The organism is Myxococcus dinghuensis (assembly GCF_024198235.1).
GTDB lineage: Bacteria > Myxococcota > Myxococcia > Myxococcales > Myxococcaceae > Myxococcus > Myxococcus dinghuensis.
Genome location: NZ_JAKCFB010000015.1, coordinates 17,910 through 43,724, shown reverse-complemented (window position 1 = coordinate 43,724; position 25,815 = coordinate 17,910). Strand labels below are relative to the sequence as shown.

The window sequence follows — 25,815 nt, the reverse complement described above, 5'->3', positions numbered from 1 at the left end:
TCCCTTGCTCAAGGCTGGCCCTCGCGTGGCTGTTCGCGCGCCAACGCCTGAGGAGGAGGGACATGGTGCCGGGTGAGCAGGGGCAGCGGCGTGACGTGTGGGCCTTCTATTCGCTGACCGCGTTCGCGGCGGTGATGTACGCGGTGCCGGGCGAGTGGATACCGGCGCTCGCGCCGCTGCGGCTGGCGTTCGTGACGTCGGCGTTGGCGGCGGGGTTGATGTTGGTGCGCAGGCTGGGACGGGCGGAGCCCATCCACCTGGACGGCGCGCGGGGACTGGCGCTCATCGGCTTCTCCACCCTGGCGCTGTCCTCGGTGGCGTGGTCGGTGAACCCGGAGGTGACGCGGGCCACCGGCATCGAGCTGCTCAAGCTCACGGCCATCTACCTGACGTTCATCAACGTCATCACCAGCCAGCGGCGCCTGGCCGCGGTGTGCGGCGCCATCGTGATGGCATCCGTGGTGACGTCCATCGGCGTCATCAACTGGTACCTGGTGGGGGAAGCGCTGGTGGAGGGCTTCCGGGCGCGGTGGGTGGGCGTCTACGCGGACCCGAACCACATGGCCATGAACCTGGTGCTGGTGGTGCCGCTGGCGGTGGCCTTCCTGGCGCGCAAGGGCTCCAGTTGGCTGTGGCGGCTGGCGTGCCTGGTGGCGGCGGTGCTGGCGGTGGTGGCCATCGTGGTGTCGCACTCGCGCGGCGGCTTCATCGGCCTGTCGGTGGCGATGGCGCTGTGGGCCATCCGCGAGAAGCGCCGCATCCAGGCCGTCGTCGTCGGCTCGCTGTTCGTGGTGGGCCTGGTCGTCTTCGCGCCCTCCAGCTTCTGGGCCCGCAACGAGACGGTGGCGGCCTTCCACGAGGACGCCTCCGCCATGGGCCGCGTCTACGCGTGGCAGGTGGCCAGCCGCATCAGCCTGGACCGCCCGCTGCTGGGCGTGGGCGCCGGCGGCTTCCGCTACGCCTGGGCCGAGTACGCGCCCCCGGAGGCCCGGCGCGCGTACGTGGCGCACAACATCTTCCTGGACGTCATCGGCGAGCTGGGCTGGGTGGGGCTCGCGTTCTTCATGGTGTTCGCCGGCGGCGCCGCGGGGGGCGCGCTGGGGGCGTCGCGAAGTCGCGAGGTGGGGTGGATGGCGCGGGCCCTGGCCGCGTCCATGGCGGGCTATCTGACGTGCGACTTGTTCTCCGGCTACATCCTCTCCGCGCACTGCTACGTGTTGTTCGGGCTGGCGGCGGCGGCGCATCGGATTGCCCGCGCGGAGGAGGCGGCGGAGGCGGTGGGTGTCACGGGGCCCGTGCGGTCCGACGGTCCGGTGACTGCGTGGGAGGGGTCGGGACATGCGGCGTGAAGAAGCTCGGATGGAGCTGGAGCCCATCCGCCTGGTGCAGTTCACCCGGTCGTTCCATATCGGCGGCACGGAGGTGCAGGTGCTGGAGCTGCTGCGGGGGTTGCCTCCGCACTACCGGCTCCAGGTCTCCGTCCTGGAGGACGCCGGTCCGCTGATGGGGGCGGTGTGGAACCTGGGCCACGTCGCGGAGGCGTTCCCGCTCAAGGGCTCCGTGGCGCAGGCCAACACCGCCTACCAGGTGCTCCGGCTCGCCCGGTGGCTCCGGGCGAACCGCGTGGAGCTCGTCCACGTCCACGACTTCTACTCCACGCTCATCGCCGTGCCGGCGGCGAAGCTCGCGGGCGTGAAGGTCATCGTCGGACGGTTGGACCTGTCCCACTGGCAGGGCAAGGCGCGCCGGGCGGTGCACGCGCGGCTGACGGCCATGGCGGACCACGTCGTCGCCAACGCGGAGGCCATCCGCCGCCTGCTCGTGGCCGAGGAGGGGCTGCCCGCCTCGAAAATCTCCGTCATCCACAACGGCCTGGACCTGGCCCGCTTCGACGCGCGCGTGCGCGACGGCCTCAAGGCGCCGCTGCCGGACACGGGGGGCGCCCCCGTCGTCGTGCACGTGGCCAACATGAACCACCCGGTGAAGCGCCAGGAGGACCTGCTGCTCGCCCTGGCCATCCTCCACCACGGCGGCACGCCCCTGCACGCCTACCTCGTGGGCGACGGCCCGCGCCGCAAGGGCCTGGAGAAGCTCGCCGCGCAGCTGGGGGTGTCCGACACCGTACACTTCCTCCGCCACCGCACGGACGTGGCCGCCATCTACGCGCGCGCCAACCTGGGCGTGCTCTGCTCCAACGCGGAGGGCATGTCCAACGCCATCATGGAGGGCATGGCCGCGGGCCTCCCCATGGTCGTCACGCGCGTGGGCGGCAACACCGACCTCGTGCGCGACGGCGAGCGCGGCCTCGTCGTCCCGCCGGAGCGCCCCGCACAGCTCGCCCAGGCCTTCAGCCAGCTGCTCGCGCATCCTGAGAATGCGAGGAAGATGGGCCGCGCCGCGCGGGAGTTCGTCGCCCGCGAACTCTCGTTGGAGCGGCTGATCCGCCTCCATGACGCGCTGTACCAGAAGGTGGCGCGAGGCATCGGCTGAGTCCATGTCAGACCGGCGTGGATACTCCACGTCGCTCGCCGGCAATGGGCCTCCGGGTCATCCGTAGGGCAGGGTGTTCCCACCCTACCTCGGAGCACCTTCGTATGTGGCTTCCCCTGCTGGCAGTCCTGGCCTCGGCTCCGGCGTCCCAGAACTGGAAGTTCGAGACGGACGGGACCCCCCAGGTCCAGGTCTCCGTTGTTGATGGCGCCGTTCGCGTAGATGCGGTAGACGGGAATAACGTTGTAATCGAGGCGGTTCTGGAAAACCCGGGAAGTGGCCGGGAATCCATCGAGGTGGTCCAGAAGGGGGATGTCATCCAGGCACGGGTGTGCTGCGGCCCCTGCGAGGAGGGGAACCACTCGTGCAAGGGGAAGGCCCCGGCGGTCCGGATGACGGTGAAGGTGCCCCGGCAGGCGGAGCTGGAAGTCTCGGTGGTGAACGCGGCGGTGGCGGTGAAGGGCGTGGCGGGGGAGCAGGAGATTGCGAGCGTCAACGGACGTGTGGAAGTGAACGGCTCGGAGCGACGTTTGTCGGTGAGCGCCGTTGATGCGGAGGTGGTACTGGCTCCTCGGAAGTTGGGAGCCACGTCGGTGAGCACGGTGTCGGGCGATGTCCGGCTGAAGCTTCCGGACCCGGCGGACGCGACGGTGGAATTCACGTCTGTCGGAGGGCGTTTGAACGGGAAGTCGGCGGGAATGGGGTCGCGGAACGTGACCTACGGCGCCGGCACCCAGACGGTGGAAGTGAGCACCGTGAGTGGTTCGCTCACCGTCCAACCATAGATTTCGAGGCCCGCCTCCCAGTCAGGCGGCCCGGGGCGCTCGCCGGTGAAACTCCAAGGCGCCGGCGAGCGCTCATTTTTTCGTCCAGTCCCCGACGTCCGGATGGAGGCCCCTCCCAGGCGCCTCTCCGGCCGTCGAGGAGGCTAGGCGCGCGGCGCGGAGGGCGCCCGGTGGTCGGCGCCCACGACGTCCGCGACGCGTGAGAAGCCATCCCGGGCGAGCAGCGCGGCCAGCGCGGGCAGCATGCGGCGCACCATGCCGGGGCCCTCGTAGATGAAGCCCGTGTACACCTGCACCACGGATGCGCCGGCGCGGAGCTTCTCGTAGACGTCCTGCGCGGTGAAGACGCCGCCCACGCCGATGATGGGCAGGCGCCCCCCGGAGCGCTGGTACGCGCGGCGGATGACCGCGTTGGAGGGCTCGCGCACGGGCGCGCCGGACAGGCCCCCGGCCTCCTTCGCGACCGGGTGCTCGAAGGGCCGGGCGATGGTGGTGTTGGTGGCGATGAGGCCCGCCAGCCGCTGCCGCAGGGCCACGTCCACCACCTCGTCCACGGCCTCGGGGGCGAGGTCCGGGGCGATCTTCAGGAACAGGGGCTTGCCGGGGGCCACCGTGGAGAGGCGCTCCTGGACGGCGGAGAGCAGCAGGGAGAGCTGCTCGGGCTCCTGGAGGCTGCGCAGCCCCGGGGTGTTGGGCGACGAGGCGTTGACCACCACGTAGTCCCCCAGGGGCGCGAGCGCGTCCACGCAGGCCACGTAGTCGTCCACCGCCTTCTCCAGCGGCGTGTCCTTGTTCTTGCCCACGTTGACGCCCAGGGGGCCGGGGCGCCACGTGAGGCGACGCAGGCGGACCGCGGCGTCCGGGGCGCCGTGGTTGTTGAAGCCCATGCGGTTGATGACGGCCTGGTGTTCCGGCAGGCGGAACAGGCGCGGCCGTGGGTTGCCGGGCTGGGGGCGGGGCGTGAGGGTGCCGATCTCCACGGCGGAGAAGCCGCAGGCGAACAGGCCGTCCACCGCCTCCGCGTCCTTGTCCAGGCCCGCCGCCAGGGCCACCGGGTGGGCGAAGCGCAGGCCGGCCACCTCCACGGCCAGCGTCTGCGCGAGCCCGGCCAGCGCCCGGGTCCGGAGCGAACGGCACAGCCCGGGCAGGTGCCCCAACTGGCGCAGGCCGGCCACGCCGAGCCGGTGCGCGCGCTCCGCGTCGAGCTGGAAGAGGAGCGAGCGGGTCAGTCCGTACATGGCCTGCGTCTCAGCCCGCGATGAACGACGCCTGCCGCGCCCACGCGAGCGTCTGGTCCACCTGCTCGGGGGTGAGGATGCCGTTGCTCTCGATGAGCTCGATCTCCCGGCGCATGTCCGTCTCGAGCAGGTAGGGGCCGTCCGTGTTGATGGTGAACTTCACCTTGCGGTCCCAGAAGGTGCGGATGATGTGGCGCAGCTCCTCCACGCCCTCCACCGCCTTGGTGTGCAGGTTGGAGGTGGGGCACAGCTCCAGGACGATGTCGTTCTCGCGCAGCACCTTCATCGCGTTCTCGTCGTAGGCGGCGCGGATGCCGTGGCCGATGCGGTGCGGCTTGAGCTTCTCCACCACGGACATGACGCCCTCGGCGCCCGTGCCCCGCGTCTCGCCGGTGTGCACGGTGCACTTGAGGCCGCCCCGGCGCGCCCGCGCGAACAGGTCCTCGTACTGCGTCACCACCTCCGGCCGCAGCTCCATGGCGTTGGTCTCCGTGCCCGCCAGGTCGATGCCGTACACGCCGCGCGTGCGGTACTTGATGGCCTTGTCCACGATGATGCTGTTGAGCCGGTGGTCGAACTCGCGCGCCAGGCAGAAGATGAAGCCCACCTTCACCCCGTACTCGAGCACCGCCCGGTCCATGCCCCGCAGCGCCGCGTGGATGATGTGGTCCAGGTCCAGCTCGGAGTTGAGGTTGCGCTTCATCGGGTTGAAGCGCAGTTCGATCTGCGTCACCCGGCTGCCCCGGTACTCCTTGCCGATGATCTCGTACACCGAGCGCTCGATGGCGCTCGGCGACGATTGGATCTTCTCCGTCCAGGTGTGGAGGATCTTCAGGTAGTCATCCAGGCTGCCCACCTTGCCCGGACGGGAGGTGATGAGCTCCACGAAGTCGAAGTAGTTCTTGACGGGGAGCTTGAAGCCTTGCTGATGGGCGATGGACCAGAGGATGTGGGGGGCCACCGAGCCGCCCACGTGGATGTGCAGGTCGATCAGTTCGCGTGCCATGCCGGCATGTATGCACACTGCCGGCCACGCGTAAAGGTTGCGACCGTCACCGCCGCAGCAGCACGTAGACGGCCCCCGCGCCGCCGTCCTGCGGACGTGCGGTGGCGAACGCCAGCACCATGCCCGCCACGCGTTTGTGGGAAAGCCACGACTTCAGGCCCTCCTTCAGCACGGGGAGCTGGTCCTTGGAGTGCAAACCGCGCCCGTGGACGATGAGGACGCAGCGCTTCTTGGCGCGGCGGCTCTCGGAGAGGAAGCGCTCCACGGCCTCGCGGGCCTGGACCTGCGTCATGCCGTGCAGGTCCAGCCGGGCCTGGACGGAGAAGTCGCCCCGGCGCAGCGAGCGCAGCAGGTTCCGGTCGATGCCGGGGCTGGCGCCCTCGAGGAACTCGTCCGTGCCGGAGATGTCGAAGTCGCCGCTGCCGGCGACCAGCTCCGAGAGCTGGGCGAGCGCCTCCGCGTTCTCGTCGATGAAGTCCGGCAGGCGCGGGTCGGTCCGGGGTGGCTCGCCCCGGTGCGTCAGCTGCGCGACACCGTCCATGGCGGAGAAGAAGAGCGAGGCCTCCTCCTCGGCGGACTCCTGGGCGGCCTTCTGCTTCTTCGAGGGCGCGGGGGGCGCGGCCTTGCGCCGGGCGGCCTCCGTGGCGGCGGCCTTCGCCTTCTCCTCCTCCGCCTTCTGCTTCTTCTCCGTGTCCTGGATGGACTTGATGGCGGACTTGAAGGGGTTGTTGTGGAAGGTCTCTTCCTTCTTCGGGGGCGGCTTGCGGTGCTGGCTCATGGCGAAGCGGTGTCTCGTCTCGGGCGGATGCCCGGGTTGTAACCCCTGACTACAGGCCGCGCAGGCGGCGGATTTCCTCGTAGGCGTCGCGGACTTCCTGGAAGCGGCGGGCCACCGCCTCGGCGTCCGGGCCCTTCAGGTGGGAGTGCTTGTCCGGGTGCAGCTCCGCGGCGAGCCGGCGGAAGGCGCTCTTCACCTGGGCGTCGCTGGCGTCGGGCGCCAGGCCGAGCGCCTCGAAGTGCGCCGACGCGTCCCCCAGCCGCGCGGAGGCGACGACCTCCTGCTCGTCGTCCGACAGGCCCAGCGCCGCGCCCACCCGGCGCAGCACCTCCCGCTCGGAGCGCTGCATGCCGCCGTCCACGAGCGCCAGCTCGTACAGCGCGTCGAGCAGCCGCTGGCGCTCGGTCGTGTCCATCGCCTCCTGGCAGGCGTCCGCCGCGGCGTCCAGGTCCGGAGGCAGGGCGATGAAGTCCTTGAGCCGTCCCCGGACGAACTCCAGCGAGTCCACGCCGTAGTGGAGGACCTCCTCGAAGTAGCGGCGGATCTCCCGCACCTCCTCGCGGCGCACCTCGCCGTCCGCGCGGGCCACCTCGACGAAGAGGGCGCAGAGGCTGCGGGTCAGGTGCGCGTCCTCCTCCTCCTGCAGCGAGGCCGCGTCGCGCGCGGCGCCCGTGGCCCCGGCGAACGCGGCGGTGGGGAAGTCGGCCATCACGTCCGGGGACTCCGCGGGCAGCGCGTGCTGCTCGTCGTAGAAGAAGTGCCCCACCACGCCCCCGACGACGCCCAGGAGGACGATGGCCCAGGCGCTGCCGGTCATCAGTCCCACGGCGAGCCCGATCATCGCCCCCAGCACTTTGCCTTGTCCCATGGCCTCGGTTTCGCTCCCTTCCTGGTGGGGCAGTCTCGCATAGAGTGCCCCACGCTATGGGCCAGTTGATCGACGGCAAGGCAGTGGCGGCCCGGGTGCGGGCGCAGGTGAAGACGGACGCGGACCGGCTCCGGGCGGCGCGGGGGCTCACCCCCGGGCTGGCCGTGGTGCGCGTCGGGGAGGATCCCGCCTCCAAGGTCTACGTCACCGCCAAGAAGAAGGCGGCCGAGGAGGTCGGCTTCCACTCGTGGGAGCACCACCTGGACGCCCGCGTCTCCCAGGAGGCGCTGCTCTCCCTGGTGCACCGGCTCAACGAGGACCCGGCCGTCCACGGCATCCTCGTGCAGCTCCCCCTGCCCGGACACCTGGACGCGGACGCGGTGGTCGCCGCCGTCCTGCCGGAGAAGGACGTGGACGGCTTCCACCCGGTGAACGCCGGCAACCTGCTGCTCGGACGCCCCGGCCCGCGCGCGTGTACGCCGCTGGGGGTGATGCGGCTCCTCGAGGAGGTGGGCTGCGACCCCGCCGGCAAGCGCGCGGTGGTGGTGGGGCGCAGCAACATCGTCGGCAAGCCGATGGCGCTGATGCTCTTGCAGAAGCACGCCACCGTGACGGTGTGTCACAGCCGCAGCGACCTGCCGTCCGAGGTCTCCCGCGCGGACATCCTCGTGGTGGCGGCGGGGGTGCGCGAGCTGGTGAAGGGCGCGTGGATCCGCCCGGGCGCGGTCGTCATCGACGTGGGCGTCAACCGCAAGGAGGACGGCAAGCTGGTGGGCGACGTGGAGTTCGCGAGCGCCCTGGAGCGCGCGTCCTTCATCACCCCGGTGCCGGGCGGGGTGGGGCCCATGACCATCGCCATGCTCCTGGGCAACACGCTCGAGGCGGCGTCGCGCCAGACGCGGCACGTCCTGGGCCCGGAGGCCGGGGTCGGGTCCTAGAACCAGGACACGACGTACTCGCAGTCCAGCATGCTCAGGGGGCGTCCTCGCACGCGCGCGGTCCGCGTGCCCACGGCCTGGAGCACCGCCAGCAACACCCCCTCGTGGTACGTGTGGGGCATGAAGTCGCGGAACATGTTGAACAGGCCCTCCTGGGGCTTGGTCCACGTGACGTGGCGCTCGCCGTAGGTGACGGCGGTGCGGTAGCCGGAGGGCAGGTTGTTGATGAGGCGCTGGGGGTCCCCGGCGGCGAGCATCAGGAAGCTGCGGCCCACGACAGAGTCGAGGAAGTCGTGGGTGGCCTGCGCGCCGATGATGCGCATCGCCGTGTCGAAGCCGCCCAGCCGCGGGGCCAGGAGCTCCGCCGCGGAGAACGTCATCTTCAGGAAGCTGCTGACGGGGTAGAGGAAGAAGGGGACGAAGCGGCGCTCGCCGGAGGCCGCCAGGCAGCGCGCCGCGGCCTGCTCTCCCGACTCACGCCGCACCACGTCCAGCACGCCCAGGAAGAACATGCCCCGGGCCCGGTCCTCGTCCGCCGTGAGTCCCAGACGCCGTTCGAGCTCGTTGACGGGGTCCACGACCTCCCTCTCCTTGCTCCGGAACGCAATCACTGTCATGGGTTCCCCCTCGGCGTTTGAGAATTGCCCCACGGCGGGCAGGCGCTCGAGTTCTTCCATGAAGGTGAGCCAGTCGGTGAGGACTGGAAAGGCCGCCCGGGTCCGACGCGAGTCGATGTGTGCTGTCGCGGTCGGGACAGTTCCCTGCCCCGTCCAGACGGAGGCGGGGCGGCGGAAGGCCGCGTCCCATCCCCCCGCCGGGTTGATTGCCAATTCACAACGTGCATGCCGACCCCGCGCGGAACTGGCGGGTTCTGGTCGTTCCCTGAGACGGGCAGGTGGAACGTCGTGCGTGGGGGTAGGGCGCACGCGTGGCTTGGGTGATACATGCGGGCCTCCGCGTGCAAAGACACACGGAGGCCCGGGGGGGCGCGAGGCCCCAGGTCCTGTCTCAACGGGAGAGGACCTGCACCTCGATGCGCCGGTTCTGGTCGCGCCCCTGCGCGGTGTTGTCGCTGGCGACGGGGGCGGAGGCGCCCGCGCTGGCGACCTCCACGCGGTTGGCGTCGACCCCATCGGAGATCAGCGCCGAGCGCACGGACTCCGCGCGCTGCCGGGCGAGCTGCTGGTTGGCCGCGGCGTCGCCGGTGCCGTCGGTGTGGCCCGCGATGCGGATGCGGGAGTCGGGCTTGTCACGCATCACCGAGGCCAACTGACCGACGCTGGCGTCGCTCTGCGGCGTCATCTGCGCGGAGCCCTGCTGGAAGCCCACGCCGGCCAGGATGAAGCTGGCGGCGCCGCTGTCGAAGGCCTGGCGCATGCTCTGGGCGTCATTGGCCACCGGCGGAACGCGGCCGGTGCCCGCCGTGCCCGCGCCGCCCGTGGCCTGGTCCGTCGGGCGCTGCTGGGGCGCCGGCTGGGTGACGGAGGCCTGCTGCTGACGGGTGTGGTCGCGGCGGCTGCGCGTCAGGAACCAACCGGCCAGCAGCGCGAGCAGCGCCACCGGGATGACCCAGGAGAGGTTGCGCTTGGGGGGCGTGTGCTGCTGCTGGGCCACGTGCTCCACCGGCGCCCGCCGCACCGTCTCCACGCTGGGGGTCGTCCGCGTCTCGGTGACGACCTCCTCCACCGCGCGGGTCGGCTTCGCGCCCAGCAGGTTGCCCAGCCCCGCGGGCAGCATCGACGCGATGGACGAGCGCTGGCTGCCGAGCAACTGGCTCAGCCCCCCCGCGCTCATGCGGTTGTCGCGCACCTGCTTGCCGATGACGCCCATCATGATGGGCGCCACCATGGCGAGGAGCTTCGACGCGGAGCCGCTGTTGCTCAGGCCCCCGGTGCGCGTCAGCGTGCTGGTGATGGTGCTCAGCTTGTCGCCGAAGAGGCCGCCGAGCATGCCGTGCCCGCGCTCCGCCATGTCCGGCGACATCACGTCCTCGTTGCCCGCGTTCGGGCCGGTGAAGCCGCCTTCGTTGAGCTGGGACATCAGGCGGCTGGCCCCGGCTTCCGTGGAGCCGCGCTCCACCACGCTGCCGCCCACCGCGGCGATGGCGCCGGGCAGCGCCCGTCCCAGCGTGCCGGGGTCCTCTCCCAGGGACGAGCCCATCTGCTGCACCACGTTGCCCGAGAACCGATCCCGCACCATGTCGATGAGGTTGAACGCCATGCGGATGCCTCCTCCGGATTCGTTCGCACCAGGGGTTTGGTCCGGTGCGGCGAGTCGCTCATCCGTCACAGAGGGCCGGCGCGAACGACTCTTCTGCTCTTCAGACCTCGATGGTGAGTCCGCCGTCCGGGGCGAACATCGCCCTGTCGTCGGGGCCGGCCATGTAAGCCATTCCCTGGTTGCTGGCGCGACCCAGGGCCGTGAGCACCGGGGCGCCGGGCATGGCTTGACGCCTCGCCTGCCCGGGAGGAGGGTGCCTGCCCGGGAGCGACCCGGGGAGGGGACGACATGGTGACGCGCGAGGAGCGGATCACAGGTGGATTGTTGGGATTGCTGATAGGCGATGCCCTCGGCGTGCCGTACGAGTTCCACCCTCCCGCCCGGCTGCCGTCCCGCGATTCCATCGAGTTCGAGCCACCGCCGGGGTTCGATCGCGCGCACCCGGGCGTGCCGCCGGGCACCTGGTCCGACGACGGCGCGCACGCGCTCTGCCTGCTCGACTCGCTGCTGTACCAGGGCCGGTTGGAGGTCGAGGACCTGGGCCGCCGCCTGGTGAACTGGCGCGAGTGGGGTTACCTCGCCGTGGATGGCCAGGTGTTCGACGTGGGCATCCAGACGGACCTCGCCCTGCACGCGCTGCGCTCGGGGACGCCCGCGCTGGAGGCCGGGCCGGCCGGGGTGAGGGACAACGGCAACGGCTCCCTCATGCGGGTGCTCCCGCTGGCGCTGTGGCACACCGGCTCCGACGCGCAGCTGGTCGCGGACGCCATGGCGCAGTCGCGCGTGACGCACGGCCACGCGCGCGCGCTCGCGTGCTGCGCGCTGTATTGTCTCTGGGCGCGCCGCGTGCTCGACGAGGCCCCGGACCCGTGGGAGTCCGCGCTCGACACCTTCCGCTCCCTGCACCCCGAGGGCTCCGAGGTCCGCGCGGAGCTCGACACCCACCTCTTCCCGACCGACGCCGTCCCCGCCTCGGGCACGGGCACGGGGTATGTCGTGGACTGCCTGCGCTCCTCGCTCGAGTGTGTCCAGCGGGGTGGCACGTTCGAGCAGATGGTGAAGGCCGCCATCGCCCTGGGCCACGACACGGACACCACCGCGGCGGTGACCGGCGGCATCGCGGGGCTCCTGCACGGCGTGCGGGGCATCCCCGAGCGCTGGCGTTCGGCGCTGCGGGGGAAGGACGTGTGCGACCCGCTGCTGCACAAGCTCCTGGCGCACGCGGCGCGCTGACGGGAAACCACGAGCCCCGCTCCTCCCACCCCCCCGGGGAGGAGCGGGGCCCTTGAATCCAACGCCAGCCGTCGGCGGAGCCTCCAGCCCGGCCCGCATGGACAAGCCATACGAGGCAGGCCGCGTCTTCCGCCGTCACCACGCGGTCGATGATAGGGTGATGGCGATTTCTTGCAACTCGATCCAAAGCGGGATTCGCGGGCCGTCTTTTCGTCTGGCTTTGGAATTGTACCCCGGTACAACGCCATTCATTGCCGCGCCTGCGTGTAAACCCGCACATCGCGTCCGTGCCCGGGCGTTGGAACGCTCTGTTGGTCGAGTCACAACCTGCTTAACCTGACAGAATGGTATTGCTGGATGGGTGCGGCGCGTTAGAATGGGGCGGATCCTGAGGGGCCAGTACGGCCGGGGTGAGCCTGAGGATGTCGAACAATCACGAAGTGGATGCGCTCGACGTGCGGGCGTCGTCGGGGCATGCGGGCGCGTGCGAGTCCTTCATGCGGGGCTCCGGGGCGGCGGCCAGCCTCCGTCCTGGCGTGCCCGGCGGCGTGGGAGGACTGGAGGCTCCGCATCCCGACGTCGAGCGGGATTCGCGGGCCCGCGTGCTGCTCGCCGCCTACCTGGACGCCATCCGTCGTCGCGCGGACGCGCTGTCGGTCTGGTTGATGGGAGGGCAGTGGTTGGTGGCGTTGCTGCTGGCCACCGTGGCCACGCCCTCCGCGTGGGCGGGGCGGTCGGGGGACCTGTGGGAGTGGTGCCTCGTGTCCGGCGTGCCGCTGGCGGTGCTGCCCGCGTTGCTCGTCTGGCGCAGGCCGGGCGCGGTGGTGACGCGGCACGTGGTGGCCCTCACCCAGGTGCTGTGGTCGGTGCTCTTCATCCTGCTGTCGGGCGGGCGCATCGAGGCGCACTTCCACGTCTTCGGCTCGCTGGCGCTGTTGTCCTTCTATCGCGACCCGCGCGTGCTGCTGACGGCGGGTGGCGCGGCGCTGCTGGTCCATGGCGCGCGGGCGGCGGGGTGGCCGGAGCTGCTGGCCGTCACCGCGGACACGGGCTGGCGGGTGCTGGAGCTGGCGCTGTGGGTGGGGTTGGTGGACGCGGTGCTCATCGTCGCGTGCCGGGGCGTGTCGCGGGAGATGTGGCGCGTGGCCGAGCAGCAGGTGTTGCTCGAGCGCGCGTGTGAGCGCGAGCGGGTGGACCGCGAGCGCGCCATGGAGCGCAGCCTGCGCGAGCTGCGCGACTCGCGGGAGCTGGCCGCGCGCATGGAGAAGCTGGCGGCGGTGGGGCAGCGCACGGCGACGGTGAGCCACGAACTGCGCAACCCCCTGGCCGCGGCCCGGACCGCCAACGCCGCGGTGGCCCGGCGGCTGCGCGGCACGGACGGGGTGGGGGACGGCTCGCGCCTCCAGCGCTTCCTCGACATCGTGGAGCGGGAGCTGGCGGTGTGCTCCAACATCACCTCGGAGCTGCTGGAGTTCGTGCGCGAGCGGCCCCTGGTGCTCGGGCCCTGCGCGCTGCACGCGCTGGTGGACGAGGTCATCGACGTGGTCCCCGCCCGCGCGGGGGTGCGGGTGGAGAACCGCGTCGCCGCCGGCATGGAGACGCCGTGGGTGGACCGGGAGCTGCTGCGCCGCATGCTCATCAACCTGGTGCAGAACGCCATGGAGTCCATGCCCTCGGAGCGCGAGGGCGTGGTCGAGGTGTCGGCGGAGGAGGGGGGCGGCAGGGCCTTCCACATCCGCGTCTCCGACAACGGCTCCGGAATCCCGGACCGCGTGCTGGAGCGCATCTTCGATCCCCTCTTCACGACCAAGGAGCACGGCACCGGGCTGGGCCTGGCCGTCGTGTCCGACACGGTGCGCCAGCACGGCGGCACCCTGCGCGTGGAGAGCAGCGAGGGGAAGGGCAGCGTCTTCACCATCTCCCTGCCGCGGGCCCAGGCCGCCCCGGACGTGTCCTGCAATCCCTAGCAGACCCGCGCGGTGGCGCCGCGCGGGCGCCGGGGGGCCCGCATGCGAGGGATTGGCGCGGCGGGCGTTTCAGCTCCGGAAGGCCTCGCGCACGCCGTCGCGGCGCAGCGTGAAGAGCATCCAGATGGCCACCGGCACGCCGACGACGCAGGCGGGCGACAGGATGTAGAGCGCGGTGATGCCGCCCACCGTCGCCAGGCCGTAGCCCTTGAGGTTCAGCGCGCTCATCGCGCCCCAGGCGGACAGCACGCCGCACAGGACGCCCACCAGCAGCATCAGCGCCAGCCCCGGCGAAAGGTCCAGCGTCGCGGCGGCGCCCTGGGGCGCCAGCGGCGAGGTCACCTTGAGGGCCGCGAGCACGAAGCCGATGAGGTTGAAGAGGACGTTCAACACCCCGGAGCACAGCAGGAAGAAGGCCGGGGCCCGGATCATCTCGACGACCTTCGTGCGAGGATCTTCCGGGGGCAGGTGGATTCCAGGACCGCTCATGTACGGGCTCTCAGTGCGCTCACGATCATCCGCGTCGCCGGGGATTTGTTGAGCGTGTAGAAATGGATGCCGGGCACGCCGCGCGACAGCAGCTCCATGCACTGCACCGTGGCGTGCGCCACGCCCAGTTGCACCAGCGCGTCCGGCTGGTCCTTCACCCGCTCGAGCTGCAGCCCCAGGCGCATGGGCACCGTGGCTCCGCACATGCGCGTGAAGCGCTGCACCTGCTCGTAGTTGGTGATGGGCATGATGCCGGGGACGATGGGGACGTTGATGCCCGCGCGCCGGGCCCGCTCCACGAAGTCGAAGTAGAACGCGTTGTCGAAGAAGAGCTGGGTCACCACGAAGTCCAGCCCCTCGTCCACCTTCGCCTTGAGATGACGCAGGTCGTCGTCGCGCGAGGCCGTCTCCACGTGCCCCTCGGGATAGCACGCACCCCCCAGGCAGAAGGTGAAATCCTCTTCTCGGATGAATTGCACCAGCTCCGACGCGTAGGCGAAGCCGCCCTGGGCCGGGACGAACGTCTTCTCGCCCAGCGGCGGGTCGCCGCGCAGCACCAGGACGTTCTCCACCTTCGCCGCCGCCAGCCGCTGCAGCAGGTCCCGCAGCTCCTCGCGCGTGTGGCCCACGCACGTCAGGTGGGCCATGGCCTCGATGCCCGTCTGCGCCTTGATGCGGCTGACCAGCTCCACCGTCCGGTCGCGCGTGCTCCCTCCGGCGCCGTACGTCACGGACACGAACCCCGGCTCCAGCGGCGCCAGGTCCTCCAGCGTCCGGAGCAGGTTGGCCACGCCCTCGTCCGTCTTCGGCGGGAAGAACTCGAACGAGAAACAGGGGTTGGACGGATTCAGCCGATTACGAATCTTCATGTCCGGCCCAGTGTAGACGGTCCGCGTCGGCCTTGATCGGTGAAGGTGCGCGGCTATAGTCCGCGCCGTTTTCAACCCCCTTCAGGAGAAGACGATGACCCGGCGTACGCCCCTCAACGAGGCACACCGCGCGCTGGGCGCTCGGATGGTCGACTTCGCGGGCTGGGACATGCCCGTGCAGTACTCCTCCCTCATCGCCGAGCACGAGGCCGTGCGCAACGCCGTCGGCTTGTTCGACGTCTCGCACATGGGGGAGATCGAGTTCTCCGGCCCGGGCGCCCTCGAGACGGTCAATGCTCTCATCTCCAACGACCTGGCCCGCATCGCGGACGGCCAGGCCGTCTATGCGGGGCTGCTCAACGAGCAGGGGGGCTTCGTGGACGACATCGTCGCCTACCGCTTCAGCCCCGAGCGCATCCTCATCTGCGTCAACGCCAGCAACCGCGAGAAGGACTTCGCGTGGATGAAGGCCCACGCCAAGGGGGGCACCCCGGTGGACCGCGGCGAGGAGTTCGCGCAGATCGCCGTACAGGGACCCAAGGCAGCCGGCCTGGTGCAGCGGCTGACCCGGATCGACCTGTCGAAGATCGGCACCTACCGCTTCGCCGAGGGCGAGGTCGCCGGCGTGCGCGCCATCATCTCCCGCACCGGCTACACGGGCGAGGACGGCTTCGAGCTGTACTGCGCCCCGGGTGACGCGGTGGCGCTGTGGAACGCGCTGCTCACCGAGGGCCAGCAGGACGGCGTCAAGCCGTGTGGCCTGGGCGCGCGCGACAGCCTGCGCACGGAGATGAAGTACGCGCTCTACGGCAACGACATCGACGACACCCACACCGCGCTGGAGGCGGGCCTGGGGTGGATCGTCAAGCTCGACAAGCCGGCGTTCATCGGCAAGGAGGCGCTGGTCGCGCAGAAGGCCGCGGGCGTGAAGCGCAAGCTGGTGGGCTTCGAGCTGACGGGCGCGGGCATCCCCCGCCACGGCTACGCCATCCACAAGGACGGCCGCCCGGTGGGCGAGGTGACCAGCGGCACCGCCGCGCCCTCGCTCGGCAAGAAGGCCATCGGCATCGGGTACGTGCCCGCGGAGCTTTCCTCCGAGGGGTCCACCTTCGACGTGGACATCCGGGGCCGCGCGGTGCCCGCCGTGGTGGTGAAGACGCCGTTCTACAAGAAGCCCTGAAGCCCCTGTCGTCCCCCTGTGTTTCAGAGGAGCACCCCATGTCCAACATTCCCAGCGATCTGAAGTACACCAAGGAGCACGAGTGGGCCCGCGTCGAGAGCGACAAGGTCACGGTCGGCATCACCGACCACGCCCAGAACACGCTCGGTGACGTCGTCTACGTGGAGCTGCCCAAGGTGGGCGCCACCGTCACCGAGGGCCAGCCCTTCGGCACCGTCGAGTCCGTCAAGGCCGTCTCCGAGCTGTTCGCGCCCATCTCCGGCAAGGTGCTGGAGGTCAACCCGGAGCTGGAGTCCAGCCCCGAGGACGTCAACGCCGACCCCTACGGCGACGGCTGGCTCATCAAGATCGCCCCCTCGGATACCAAGCAACTGGACTCGCTCCTGTCCGCCGCCGCGTACGCCAAGCTGCTCGAGTCCGCCTGAGAGTGAAGCGCCGCGGGACCGTTGTTAGTGACGGTCCTCGAATTTTCCGACCCGGTCGTCAGCGGGTCGCTCGCGAGCCACCACCGCCATGTCCTTGAACTGGAAGTACCAGGAGTCGTTCGCCGGCCGGCACATCGGTCCGGACGAGCAGGAGCTGAAGCAGATGTTGTCCGCGCTGGGCGTGGACTCGCTCGATGCGTTCATCGAGCAGACCGTGCCGCCGGCCATCCGCTCCAGGGAGCCGCTCCGGCTCGGGCCCGCGCGCGGCGAGCACGAGCTGCTCACCCTGCTGGAGGCCATCGCCGCGAAGAACCAGGTGTTCCGGTCCTTCATCGGCATGGGCTACTACGACACGCACACGCCCAACGTGGTCCTGCGCAACATCTTCCAGAACCCGGGCTGGTACACGCAGTACACGCCGTACCAGGCGGAGATCGCCCAGGGCCGGCTGGAAGCGCTGCTCAACTTCCAGACGATGGTGATGGACCTGACGGGGCTGGAGGTGGCGAACGCCTCGCTGCTCGACGAGGGCACCGCCGCCGCGGAGGCCATGGCGCTGGCGCTGCACGCCAAGGGCGAGGACGAGGGTGTCGCCTTCTTCGTCTCCGAGGCCTGCCACCCGCAGACGGTGGACGTGGTGCGCACGCGCGCGGCGCCGCTGGGGCTGGAGATCGTGGTGGGCGACCACCGCACCGTGGACCTGGGCGCGAAGAAGTACGTGGGCGCGCTGGTGCAGTACCCGGCCACGGACGGCGCGGTCCACGACTACCGCGCCTTCGGTGAGAAGGTGCACGCGGCGGGCGGCCTGCTCGTCGTCGCGGCGGACCTGCTCAGCCTGACGCTGCTGACGCCCCCGGGCGAGTTCGGCGCGGACGTGGCGGTGGGCAGCGCGCAGCGCTTCGGCGTGCCCATGGGCTACGGCGGCCCGCACGCGGGCTACTTCGCCACGAAGAACGCCTTCACGCGCGTGATGCCGGGCCGCCTCATCGGCGTGTCCGAGGACGCCCAGGGCCGGCGCGCGCTGCGCATGGCGCTCCAGACGCGCGAGCAGCACATCCGCCGCGAGAAGGCGACGTCCAACATCTGCACCGCGCAGGTGCTGCTGGCCGTCATCGCCAGCATGTACGCCGTCTACCACGGCCCCAAGGGCCTGAAGTCCATCGCCGAGCGCGTGCACGGCCTGACGGTGCTCCTGGCGCGGGGGCTGGCGAAGCTGGGGCTGAAGACCAGGCACGAGCAGTACTTCGACACGCTGCGCGTGGAGCTGTCGCCGCCGCAGGTGCGCGCGGTGCTGGCCGCCGCCGAGGCGGCGCGGATGAACTTCCGCCGCATCGACGAGAAGACGCTGGGCGTGTCCCTGGACGAGACGACGCGGCCTGCGGACGTGGAGGCCATCCTGACCGCCTTCGCCACCGGCGCCGGCAAGTCCGCGGCCCCGTCGCTGGAGGAGGTGGGGGCAAGCCCCGTGGAGAGCCCGGTGGAGCCGGGGCTGCGCCGCGCGAGCCCGTTCCTCACCCACGCCGTCTTCAACAGCTACCACTCCGAGACGGAGATGCTGCGCTACATCCGGCGGCTCGAGGCGAAGGACCTGTCCCTGACGCACTCGATGATTCCGCTGGGGAGCTGCACCATGAAGCTCAACGCCACCGCGGAGATGATCCCGGTGACGTGGCCCCAGTTCGGCCGGCTCCATCCGTTCGCGCCCACCTCGCAGGCGGCCGGCTACAAGGTCATCTTCGAGCAGCTGGAGCAGATGCTCTCCACCATCACCGGCTTCGCGGGCTGCTCGTTGCAGCCCAACGCCGGCAGCCAGGGTGAGTACGCGGGGCTGCTCGTCATCCGCGCGTACCACCAGGGCCGTGGCCAGGGGCACCGCGACGTGTGCCTCATCCCGTCCTCCGCGCACGGCACCAACCCGGCCTCCGCCGTCATGGCCGGCTACAAGGTCGTCGTCACGAAGTGCGACGAGAACGGCAACATCGACCTGGCCGACCTGCGCGTGCGCGCGGACGAGTACAAGGACCGGCTGGCGGCGCTGATGGTGACGTACCCGTCCACGCACGGCGTGTTCGAGGAGGAGATCAAGGAGATCTGCTCCATCATCCACGAGCGCGGCGGCCAGGTTTACATGGACGGCGCCAACCTGAACGCCCAGGTGGGCCTGACGGCGCCGGGGCTGGTGGGCGCGGACGTCTGCCACATCAACCTGCACAAGACGTTCTGCATCCCGCACGGCGGTGGCGGCCCGGGCATGGGCCCCATCTGCGTGGCCAGCCACCTGGTGAAGTTCCTGCCGGGGCACCCGGTCATCCAGACGGGCGGCGCGGACGGCATCGGCGCCATCTCCGCGGCGCCGTGGGGCAGCGCGAGCATCCTGCTCATCTCGTGGATGTACATCTCGATGATGGGCGGCGAGGGCCTCACCCAGGCCACGAAGCTGGCCATCCTCAACGCCAACTACATCGCCGAGCGGCTCCAGCCCCACTACCCGGTGCTCTACCGGGGCAAGCGCGGCAAGGTGGCGCACGAGTGCATCGTCGACCTGCGCCCGCTGAAGAAGACCTCCGGCGTGGAGGTGGAGGACGTGGCCAAGCGGCTCATGGACTACGGCTTCCACGCGCCCACGGTGTCCTTCCCGGTGGCCGGCACGCTGATGATCGAGCCGACGGAGAGCGAGTCCCGCGCGGAGCTGGATCGCTTCTGCGACGCGATGATCGCCATCCGCCAGGAGATCCGCGAAATCGAGGAGGGCCGCATGCCCAAGGACAACAACGTCCTGAAGCACGCGCCGCACACCTCGCGCGTCGTCACCGCGCCGGAGTGGAACCGGCCGTACTCGCGCGAGCTGGCCGTGTTCCCGGCCCCGTGGGTGCGCGAGAACAAGTTCTGGCCGTCCGTGGGGCGCCTGAACAACGTGCTCGGTGACCGCAAGCTCGTGTGCTCGTGCCCCCCCATCGAGGACTACATGACGCCGGAGCCGTCCAAGGCCGCCACGGCCTGAGTCGCGCCCGTCGGTGCCGTTCGAGGGCCGTCTCCCACCTGGGGAGGCGGCCCTTCTTCATGGGACCGCGCGGGGCAGGGCGCGGGGCCCGGGGACCTCGTGCTGCGTCCGGGGCGCGCGCTCAGCCCGGGTGGGGGCTGACGTCCGCGCGCGCGGGGGGGGCGTGCTCGGGCTCGACGTGGACCACCACGTCCACCACCTGCGGGTAGGCGGCGTGGAGGGTGCGCTCCACGCGGTCCGCCACCTCGTGGGCCTGGGCGGTGGTGAGCTCCGGGTCGACCTCGATCTTCAGGTCGACGTAGACGCTCTCCTCCATGCCCCGGCTGCGCACGTCGCGGCAGCTGCGCACGCCCGACACGGCCATGGTGTGCTGCGCCACCTGCGCGGCGTCCAGGCGCGCGGTGTCGGAGAGGATGCCCACCGCCTGCCGGACGATGCCGTAGGCCACCCACGCCACGAACACCATCACCACCAACGCCACCACGCCGTCCGCCTTGGGATAGCCCAGCGCGACGAGCCCCAGCGAGGCCAGCACCGCGATGGTGACGAAGACGTCCGACAGCGTGTGGCTCGCGTCCGCCAGGAGCAGGGTGCTCTTGTAGCGCTCGCCGTAGTGGCGCTCCACGCGGGTCACCACCAGGTTGATGACCAGGGTGACCACCATGACGCCGGCCATGGCGGGCGTCACCTCCGCGTGCCGGTCATGCATCAGGGAGTCGAGCGCCATGCGCCCCAGCTCCAACATGCCGATGCCGATCATCGCGCCGATGCCCAGCGACGCGAGCGCCTCGAACTTGCCGTGGCCGTAGGGGTGGTCGTCGTCCGCGGGCCGCGACGCCACGCCCATGGCCACCAGCCCCAGCACGTTGGAGCTGCCGTCGATGAACGAGTGCAGCCCGTCCGCCGTCACCGCGGCCGACTGGCTCATGAACCCGAAGATGAGCTTCGCCCCGGCCACGAACCAGTTCGCCAGGAGGATGGCGAACAGCACGAAGCGGATGCGCTGGTTGCGCTGCTGCAGCGCGGCGGTCCTGTCGGCGGGGGAGGTTTCCACGTCGCGCCACCCTAACGGGAAGCGCGCCCGGTCGCGAGACCTCGTGGCGTCTCGCGTGAATCACTGGACGTCAGTTGGGCTGCCGGAACAACCGCATCCGCGGACCACCGCCGAACTCCATGAAGAAGCCGAAGGAGAACTTCACCTTGGAGTCGTCGCTGAGCAGCCCCGCTGGCGGGTTGGGGAAGGGCTGCGCGCGCTGGAACGAGGACACCGCCTCCAGGTCCAGGAAGTCCAGGCCGCTGCTCTTCTCCACCTGGATGTCGGTGATGCGCCCCTTCTCGTCGAGGGTGATCTCCAACAGCGTGTACCGGTCCTTGCCGGAGTACATGGAGCCGGTGGGGTCCCTGCGCTGGAGCTGGTCGTTCGGGTTCCAGTGCATGCCCACGCTCTGCTTCACGCGGTTGAAGAAGCTGGCGTACTTCCACTCGCGGGAGTTGAGCAGCGTCTGGTCGCCCTCGTCCACGTCGCGCAGGTGGTCGTTGGGCGCGGCGCCCAGGACCTTGTCCATGGCCGCCTGCGACGGCATGAGCGCGGCGATGCCCGGCGAACCCACGCGGCCCGAGGAACCCGCCTCCTCGTCGCCCTGGCCGGGCTGGATGCGCAGGCGCTTCGAGTTGCCCGTCATCTCGTCGCTCTCGTTCTGGTTGCGCACCGCCACCCCGCCCGGCGTGGTGGGGTCCGACTTCACCTTCACCTCGTCCTTGCGGTGGATGTCCGGCATCTCGAAGGCGAACTTCTGGGTGCTCTCCGAGGCGGGCTTGTCGTCGTTGCCCAGCCCGTTGTTGCCCCCCGTGCGCGGCGCCTGGGGCTGCGCGCTCGCCCCCTTCTGCTCCTGGGGCGCGGTCCGCTGGGGCATGGCGTTTCGGTAGAAGGGGGTCTGCTCGCGGGCGCGCGTCTCCTTCTCCACCCGGTTGTCGTGCTCCGCCAGGTACTTGGCGTCCGGGGCCTTCTGCTCGTTGCCCGGGGCCAGGTCCACCACCTGGCCCTCCAGCTTCTCCTCCTTCTTCTCTTCCTTCTTCTCCTCGACGCGGGGGCGCTCGGAGGGGCGGGGCTGCGTCTGCGGCGACGCCTTGCCCCGGTTGCGCGCCCACTGGTCGGCCGTCAGGGGCCGGACCGCCACGGAGGTGGGAGGACGGGTGACGTCCTTGTGGTCGCGGGAGGCGGGGGACAGCGCACCGGTGAGCAACACCGCGCCCAGATAGACGGCGTGCAGCAAGAGGGCGAGCGCCACCGCTGCGACCACGCGCCAGGGGGAGCCTCGCCGCCGCTTGCGGCGCCAGTCTGTGTGAGAAGAACCCGTGCTCACGGCGCGATGATAAACCTCCGAGGCGGCGGGCTAGTCCCGACCCGTTCGGCACACAACAGCAGGACAGGGGAGGGCATTCACGAGACGTGTACTGCTCAGCAGGCGCGCCCCCCGCTGGACCTCAATAGATGGGGGCCACTTCCGCGCCATTGAAGTAGTGCCGGAGGATGTCCTGGTAGCGCTGGCCAGCCTCCGCCCGACCGATAGCTCCATTCTGGCACATGCCTACTCCGTGGCCCCAGCCTCCGCCACGGAAAACCCAGTGTGTGGGCCGTCCCTCGGTGTCCCGCTCGGCCTCCACGACCGCCATGCTGCTGTTGAGCATCCCGAAGAGGCGGCGGATGTTCAGCTCGCCGCGCACCTGGGTGGCGCCCTGGTCCCCGGACACGGAGAGTACCCGCGCTCGGCCGGAGACCCCCCGCTCACCCAGGCTCATCGCCTGGACGCGTCCCACCCCCAGCTTCGCCGTCAGTGCGTCCACCTGACCCGCCGTGAAACGCTTCTCCCAGCGGAACTTGCTCGGCTGGGCGAAGCTGGACATCCGACAGGCGGCCCGCGGCGAGGGGGCGGCCAGCCAGGCCTCCAGGCGTGAGGGGTCCAGGTCCGGCGCGGAGGGGTCCAGCGTGTCCGGTCGTCCGCGGAGGTTCGGGTCCGGGGGGCCGCCCCAGACGATGTCGTTGTCCTCCGTGTGGCCCCCGCACACCGCGCTGTAGACGGAGTCCACCAGCCGGCCGCCCACGCCGAACAGGGCCTCGCCCCGCGTCGCCTCCACGGCCGCCGTCGTGCTGGCCGCCTCGCCCGTGCGTCCCCGGTACACCGCGCAGTGCTGCTCCGCGCAGAGCAGGTACGGGTCCGCCAGGTGCTTGATGCCCACCTTCGCCAGCACCTCGCCCCGCGCGGTGACGGCCTGGGCCTTGAGGGCCTCCGGGTGGGCCCGGGCGAAGATCTCCGCCGGGACGAGCCCCTTGAGCAGGTCCTCCAGCGGCACCACGTTCACCACCGCCAGGAGCCCGGCGCGGTCCACCACCAGTTGGAGCGCGCCCCGGAAGGTGCGGTCCTCGAAGCCGTGGAAGTCGTAGCCCACGCCGTACTCCACCTGCCGCACGTCGAAGCCCGCGCCGTCCGGCGTCTCCGCGTCGAGCCGATCCTGCGCCAGGCCCACCACCGCGCCGGACTCGTCGCGCACCTCCAGGATGGCGCGCGCCGGCTGGCGCACCTCCTCGAAGAGGTTGGTCCGCACGCCGAACGTGCGCAGCAGCTCCGCTTGGCCCTTCGCCGCGTCCTCGACGGAGTGCGCCTCGTCCACCAGCAGCAGCACGCGCCGGTTGTCGATGACCTTCCCCGCGATGCCGTACACCGCGCCCAGCACGTGTGTCCGCACCGCCAGCCCCCGCGCGCGCCACTCCTCCTGCGCCGCGGCCAGCCCCTCGCGGTCCGCGAACCGGAACTCCGCCAACTGCACGCGCGCCAGCAGCGCCGCGGGCTCCCCTTGCGTCACGCGCACGGTCCAACGCGTCCCGGAGGCCGCGTCCAGCACCCGGTCCCCGGCGCCGCCGAAGCGCATCCGCATGCGGCCCCGCGGCGAGAACGTCACCTCGCGCCGTCCCTCCATCAGCCGGATGGGCAGGCGGGGCTCGCCGCCGCGGAAGTCCAGGCGCTTGAGGTCGCCCGGGCCCGGGATGCCCTGGGCCAGCGGGTCCTCTCCGGGCGCGGGCGGCAGGTCCAGGGCGGCGCCGGACGTGTCGGTGCCCGCGTCCGCGCTCCCGCCGTCCTCGCCGGGCGCGGCGGGAGTGCCCGCGTCCACGGGGCCCGCCACCGGCATGGCCACGGGAGGAGGCTCCGCGCTGGACGGGGTCTTCGGGCTCGCGCAGGCGGTGGCGAGCAGGGCGGAGAGCAGGAGCGGGACGGCGGTGCGCACGGGGGGCGTCACCGTACCCGCCAGGGAGGGGCCTGTCACGGACCGGTCGCCCGGCGCTCCGCCCGCCCCCACTTGTCGTCCGGCGAATAGACCCCGGCGCGGTGGGCGTTCCAACCGCTCATGCGATTTCGAGGAGGCAACTGCTTGACGTTGAAGACTCCGAAGGCCGCGCTGGCCGCCAGCTTGTTCGTTCTCGGTGCGACCGCCGCCCACGGCGCGAACGTGAACCTGCCGTTCCTGGGCAACATCGACCTGCCCACCACGCCCCCGGCCGCCGCGCCCGCCCCCGCCGCTCCGGCCGCTGGCGCCGACGCCGCGCCCGCGAACGCCACGGGCACCCTGCCGCCCATCGGCGTGCAGCCCGTGCCGGACACGCCCGTCGCGTCTCTTCCCTCGCACGCCGACCATGCGGCCATCGTCACGCCGTCCCCCCAGCCGGGCATCCATGCCAAGGCCCTGTCGGCCGCGGCCACGCCGTCCTACTCCCGCGAGTGGGTGGTGAGCCGCTCCGGCAACGACTCCGGTGACGGCAGCGACGCCCAGCCGCTGAAGACCCTCTCCGCGGCCATCGGCCGCGCGGGCCCGGGCGAGGTCATCCGCGTGAAGGCCGGCACCTATCCCGAGCGCATCGTCATCGGCGCCAACGCGAAGGCGGGCAGCGACGGCAAGCCCATCACCCTCCAGGGCGAGGGCAGCCCCCGCGTCATCCCGGGCGGTGGTTCCGGCGCGCTCGTGCAGGTCCGTCGGCCGCATTGGATCATCGACGGGTTCAATCTGGACGTGCAGGGCCAGAACATCTTCGGCGTCGCCTTCGAGGGCAACGTCGCGGGCTCCACGCTGGCGAACTCGGAACTGCACCACGGCGGTGGCGGCGCGGGCGTGACGACCTTCAACAAGGCCACCGGCGCCATCATCGAGAACAACCACATCCACAACTTCGTGCGGACCACCGGCAACAAGGACTCGCACGGCATCGTCGTGCAGCCCACGTCCAAGAACATCACCGTCCGCAACAACGACGTCCACGACAACTCGGGTGACTCCGTGCAGTGTCTGGGGCCCGAGGGCTTCAGCTCGCTGCCGCCGGCGGACGGGCTGCTGGTGGAGAACAACCACTTCTACGCCAACCGCGAGAACGCGGTGGACATCAAGACGTGCTACGGCGTGGTCGTCCGCAACAACCGGATGCACCAGTTCCGGCCCACCAGCACCGCCAAGGGCGACGTCGTCGTGGTCCACTACTCCGCCAGCAACGTGATGGTGGAGGACAACGAAATCTACGACGGCGCCAAGGGCATCTCCGTCGGTGGCAACCACGAGGGGCCGGTCCCCTCCGGCATCGTCATCCGCCGCAACCGCATCCACGACATCACCAGCGCCGGTGGGGGCGAGGGCACGGGCATCCGCCTGGAGAACTCCAAGGGGACCATCGTCGTCAACAACACCATCACCCGCGCCAACTCAGCCCTCATCATGGGCCACGGCACGGGCGGCGCCACGCAGAGCCCGGTCATCCGCAACAACATCCTCGACGCCCCCGTCGCCATCGACATGGGGGGGCAGGCGCCGGGCCTGAAGCTGGGCCACAACCTCCTGTCGGCCGGCGGTCAGTGCAAGAAGGACGGGGTGGTGATGGCCGTGGACCAGTTCATGTCCAGCGCCGGTGACACCTCGTCCGCCAGCGGCTCCGCCGACCTGGGCGAGGGCTTCAGCCCCGGCGCCCTCGCCGTGGACAAGGGCGTCGACGTGGGCCTGCCGTTCTGCGGCGCGGCCCCGGAGATCGGCGCCGTCGAGCTGGGCTGCTGAAGCGCCCCTGCCTCGGAATCGACCCGTGAAAAAGAGAAGGCCCGATGCGGAGCGACTCTCCGCATCGGGCCTTTTCTTTCAGAGGCGCCACCCGGATTCGAACCGGGGAATGAAGGTTTTGCAGACCTTTGCCTTACCACTTGGCTATGGCGCCAGCGGCTTGGGGACCGGGTTTATACGCAGCCCAGGTTGGTCCGGTCAAGGAAGAGCAGCGGGGCGGGGCGGCGCCCCGGTACCATCC

Annotated in this window: 21 protein-coding genes and 1 tRNA gene; 10 read left to right on the top strand and 12 right to left on the bottom strand. The window is 70.9% G+C overall.

The window, feature by feature from the left end:
- The first annotated feature begins 62 nt into the window (after positions 1–62).
- The 3 genes from exoJ (at position 63) to LZ198_RS20500 (ending at position 3,275) form a co-directional block, all read left to right on the top strand.
- On the top strand, positions 63–1,349 hold the full coding sequence (gene exoJ / locus LZ198_RS20510; protein ID WP_253973711.1) for a spore coat polysaccharide polymerase ExoJ: 1,287 nt from the start codon (positions 63–65) through the stop codon (positions 1,347–1,349).
- Entirely contained in the window at positions 1,339–2,490 is a 1,152-nt protein-coding gene (gene exoK, locus LZ198_RS20505) for a spore coat polysaccharide biosynthesis glycosyltransferase ExoK (protein WP_253973710.1), read from the top strand. Before exoJ ends, exoK begins: the two co-directional genes overlap by 11 nt.
- A 104-nt stretch (positions 2,491–2,594) precedes the next feature.
- Entirely contained in the window at positions 2,595–3,275 is a 681-nt protein-coding gene (locus LZ198_RS20500; protein WP_253973709.1) for a DUF4097 family beta strand repeat-containing protein, read from the top strand.
- A 143-nt stretch (positions 3,276–3,418) separates the two neighbouring features.
- Here LZ198_RS20500 and LZ198_RS20495 read toward each other — a convergent pair whose 3' ends face one another.
- The 4 genes from LZ198_RS20495 to LZ198_RS20480 are packed head-to-tail and all read right to left on the bottom strand — an operon-like array spanning position 3,419 to position 7,165.
- Positions 3,419–4,513 carry a quinone-dependent dihydroorotate dehydrogenase gene (locus tag LZ198_RS20495; RefSeq protein WP_253973708.1) on the bottom strand — a complete coding sequence of 365 codons (1,095 nt, stop codon included), beginning with the start codon at positions 4,511–4,513 and terminating at the stop codon, positions 3,419–3,421.
- 10 nt (positions 4,514–4,523) lie between these two features.
- The gene (locus LZ198_RS20490; protein ID WP_253973707.1) at positions 4,524–5,519 is read right to left on the bottom strand and encodes an amidohydrolase family protein; all 996 of its coding nucleotides are present in this window, start codon (positions 5,517–5,519) and stop codon (positions 4,524–4,526) included.
- A 46-nt stretch (positions 5,520–5,565) separates the two neighbouring features.
- On the bottom strand, positions 5,566–6,297 hold the full coding sequence (locus LZ198_RS20485; RefSeq protein WP_253973706.1) for a Smr/MutS family protein: 732 nt from the start codon (positions 6,295–6,297) through the stop codon (positions 5,566–5,568).
- A gap of 49 nt (positions 6,298–6,346) precedes the next feature.
- Positions 6,347–7,165, bottom strand: a complete 819-nt coding sequence (locus tag LZ198_RS20480) for a TerB family tellurite resistance protein (protein WP_253973705.1) — start codon at positions 7,163–7,165, stop codon at positions 6,347–6,349.
- Positions 7,166–7,221: 56 nt separating this feature from the next.
- Between LZ198_RS20480 and folD the strand changes: the two genes are divergently transcribed.
- Positions 7,222–8,103, top strand: a complete 882-nt coding sequence (gene folD, locus LZ198_RS20475) for a bifunctional methylenetetrahydrofolate dehydrogenase/methenyltetrahydrofolate cyclohydrolase FolD (protein WP_253973704.1) — start codon at positions 7,222–7,224, stop codon at positions 8,101–8,103.
- On the opposite strand, the gene LZ198_RS20470 is transcribed toward folD, so the two are convergent.
- Both LZ198_RS20470 and LZ198_RS20465 read right to left on the bottom strand, forming a co-directional pair.
- Positions 8,100–8,720: a TIGR02265 family protein gene (locus LZ198_RS20470; protein ID WP_253973703.1), complete on the bottom strand. Its 621-nt coding sequence runs from the start codon at positions 8,718–8,720 to the stop codon at positions 8,100–8,102. The genes folD and LZ198_RS20470 overlap by 4 nt on opposite strands.
- Positions 8,721–9,111: 391 nt before the next feature.
- Positions 9,112–10,323 (bottom strand): OmpA family protein, encoded by a 1,212-nt coding sequence (locus tag LZ198_RS20465; RefSeq protein WP_253973702.1) that lies wholly within the window; start codon positions 10,321–10,323, stop codon positions 9,112–9,114.
- A 288-nt stretch (positions 10,324–10,611) separates the two neighbouring features.
- On the opposite strand from LZ198_RS20465, the gene LZ198_RS20460 reads away from it, so the two are divergent.
- Both LZ198_RS20460 and LZ198_RS20455 read left to right on the top strand, forming a co-directional pair.
- Positions 10,612–11,556, top strand: a complete 945-nt coding sequence (locus LZ198_RS20460) for an ADP-ribosylglycohydrolase family protein (protein ID WP_253973701.1) — start codon at positions 10,612–10,614, stop codon at positions 11,554–11,556.
- Between the two features lie 422 nt (positions 11,557–11,978).
- Positions 11,979–13,523: a sensor histidine kinase gene (locus LZ198_RS20455; RefSeq protein ID WP_253973700.1), complete on the top strand. Its 1,545-nt coding sequence runs from the start codon at positions 11,979–11,981 to the stop codon at positions 13,521–13,523.
- 69 nt (positions 13,524–13,592) lie between these two features.
- Here LZ198_RS20455 and LZ198_RS20450 read toward each other — a convergent pair whose 3' ends face one another.
- Both LZ198_RS20450 and metF read right to left on the bottom strand, forming a co-directional pair.
- Positions 13,593–14,012: a hypothetical protein gene (locus tag LZ198_RS20450; protein WP_253973699.1), complete on the bottom strand. Its 420-nt coding sequence runs from the start codon at positions 14,010–14,012 to the stop codon at positions 13,593–13,595.
- Positions 14,009–14,881, bottom strand: coding sequence for a methylenetetrahydrofolate reductase [NAD(P)H] (gene metF / locus LZ198_RS20445; RefSeq protein WP_253973698.1), 873 nt, complete (start codon positions 14,879–14,881; stop codon positions 14,009–14,011). Before metF ends, LZ198_RS20450 begins: the two co-directional genes overlap by 4 nt.
- A 94-nt stretch (positions 14,882–14,975) precedes the next feature.
- On the opposite strand from metF, the gene gcvT reads away from it, so the two are divergent.
- From gcvT to gcvP, 3 genes are all read left to right on the top strand, one after another.
- Positions 14,976–16,061 (top strand): glycine cleavage system aminomethyltransferase GcvT, encoded by a 1,086-nt coding sequence (gcvT, locus tag LZ198_RS20440; protein ID WP_253973697.1) that lies wholly within the window; start codon positions 14,976–14,978, stop codon positions 16,059–16,061.
- Positions 16,062–16,099: 38 nt separating this feature from the next.
- Positions 16,100–16,486 carry a glycine cleavage system protein GcvH gene (gene gcvH / locus LZ198_RS20435; protein WP_253973696.1) on the top strand — a complete coding sequence of 129 codons (387 nt, stop codon included), beginning with the start codon at positions 16,100–16,102 and terminating at the stop codon, positions 16,484–16,486.
- An 88-nt stretch (positions 16,487–16,574) separates the two neighbouring features.
- Positions 16,575–19,487, top strand: a complete 2,913-nt coding sequence (gene gcvP, locus LZ198_RS20430) for an aminomethyl-transferring glycine dehydrogenase (protein WP_253973695.1) — start codon at positions 16,575–16,577, stop codon at positions 19,485–19,487.
- A 121-nt stretch (positions 19,488–19,608) separates the two neighbouring features.
- On the opposite strand, the gene LZ198_RS20425 is transcribed toward gcvP, so the two are convergent.
- The 3 genes from LZ198_RS20425 to LZ198_RS20415 all read right to left on the bottom strand — a co-directional run bounded on the left by LZ198_RS20425 (position 19,609) and on the right by LZ198_RS20415 (position 23,807).
- A complete protein-coding gene (locus LZ198_RS20425; RefSeq protein ID WP_253973694.1) occupies positions 19,609–20,541 on the bottom strand; it encodes a cation diffusion facilitator family transporter in 933 nt (310 codons plus the stop codon).
- 70 nt (positions 20,542–20,611) lie between these two features.
- Positions 20,612–21,850 (bottom strand): energy transducer TonB family protein, encoded by a 1,239-nt coding sequence (locus LZ198_RS20420; RefSeq protein WP_253973693.1) that lies wholly within the window; start codon positions 21,848–21,850, stop codon positions 20,612–20,614.
- Positions 21,851–21,971: 121 nt separating this feature from the next.
- Positions 21,972–23,807: a SpoIID/LytB domain-containing protein gene (locus LZ198_RS20415; protein WP_253973692.1), complete on the bottom strand. Its 1,836-nt coding sequence runs from the start codon at positions 23,805–23,807 to the stop codon at positions 21,972–21,974.
- An 81-nt stretch (positions 23,808–23,888) separates the two neighbouring features.
- Between LZ198_RS20415 and LZ198_RS20410 the strand changes: the two genes are divergently transcribed.
- Positions 23,889–25,574: a right-handed parallel beta-helix repeat-containing protein gene (locus LZ198_RS20410; RefSeq protein ID WP_253973691.1), complete on the top strand. Its 1,686-nt coding sequence runs from the start codon at positions 23,889–23,891 to the stop codon at positions 25,572–25,574.
- A gap of 82 nt (positions 25,575–25,656) precedes the next feature.
- Here LZ198_RS20410 and LZ198_RS20405 read toward each other — a convergent pair.
- Positions 25,657–25,728 (bottom strand) — tRNA-Cys (locus LZ198_RS20405).
- Positions 25,729–25,815: the final 87 nt, after the last annotated feature.

Excerpts from the sequence above, each read along its gene's own strand:
- exoJ (WP_253973711.1), top strand. The coding sequence starts at position 63 with ATGGTGCCGGGTGAGCAGGGGCAGCGGCGTGACGTGTGGGCCTTCTAT.
- exoK (WP_253973710.1), top strand. The coding sequence starts at position 1,339 with ATGCGGCGTGAAGAAGCTCGGATGGAGCTGGAGCCCATCCGCCTGGTG.
- LZ198_RS20500 (WP_253973709.1), top strand. The coding sequence starts at position 2,595 with ATGTGGCTTCCCCTGCTGGCAGTCCTGGCCTCGGCTCCGGCGTCCCAG.
- LZ198_RS20495 (WP_253973708.1), bottom strand. The coding sequence starts at position 4,513 with ATGTACGGACTGACCCGCTCGCTCCTCTTCCAGCTCGACGCGGAGCGC.
- LZ198_RS20490 (WP_253973707.1), bottom strand. The coding sequence starts at position 5,519 with ATGGCACGCGAACTGATCGACCTGCACATCCACGTGGGCGGCTCGGTG.
- LZ198_RS20485 (WP_253973706.1), bottom strand. The coding sequence starts at position 6,297 with ATGAGCCAGCACCGCAAGCCGCCCCCGAAGAAGGAAGAGACCTTCCAC.
- LZ198_RS20480 (WP_253973705.1), bottom strand. The coding sequence starts at position 7,165 with ATGGGACAAGGCAAAGTGCTGGGGGCGATGATCGGGCTCGCCGTGGGA.
- folD (WP_253973704.1), top strand. The coding sequence starts at position 7,222 with ATGGGCCAGTTGATCGACGGCAAGGCAGTGGCGGCCCGGGTGCGGGCG.
- LZ198_RS20470 (WP_253973703.1), bottom strand. The coding sequence starts at position 8,720 with ATGACAGTGATTGCGTTCCGGAGCAAGGAGAGGGAGGTCGTGGACCCC.
- LZ198_RS20465 (WP_253973702.1), bottom strand. The coding sequence starts at position 10,323 with ATGGCGTTCAACCTCATCGACATGGTGCGGGATCGGTTCTCGGGCAAC.
- LZ198_RS20460 (WP_253973701.1), top strand. The coding sequence starts at position 10,612 with ATGGTGACGCGCGAGGAGCGGATCACAGGTGGATTGTTGGGATTGCTG.
- LZ198_RS20455 (WP_253973700.1), top strand. The coding sequence starts at position 11,979 with ATGTCGAACAATCACGAAGTGGATGCGCTCGACGTGCGGGCGTCGTCG.
- LZ198_RS20450 (WP_253973699.1), bottom strand. The coding sequence starts at position 14,012 with ATGAGCGGTCCTGGAATCCACCTGCCCCCGGAAGATCCTCGCACGAAG.
- metF (WP_253973698.1), bottom strand. The coding sequence starts at position 14,881 with ATGAAGATTCGTAATCGGCTGAATCCGTCCAACCCCTGTTTCTCGTTC.
- gcvT (WP_253973697.1), top strand. The coding sequence starts at position 14,976 with ATGACCCGGCGTACGCCCCTCAACGAGGCACACCGCGCGCTGGGCGCT.
- gcvH (WP_253973696.1), top strand. The coding sequence starts at position 16,100 with ATGTCCAACATTCCCAGCGATCTGAAGTACACCAAGGAGCACGAGTGG.
- gcvP (WP_253973695.1), top strand. The coding sequence starts at position 16,575 with ATGTCCTTGAACTGGAAGTACCAGGAGTCGTTCGCCGGCCGGCACATC.
- LZ198_RS20410 (WP_253973691.1), top strand. The coding sequence starts at position 23,889 with ATGCGATTTCGAGGAGGCAACTGCTTGACGTTGAAGACTCCGAAGGCC.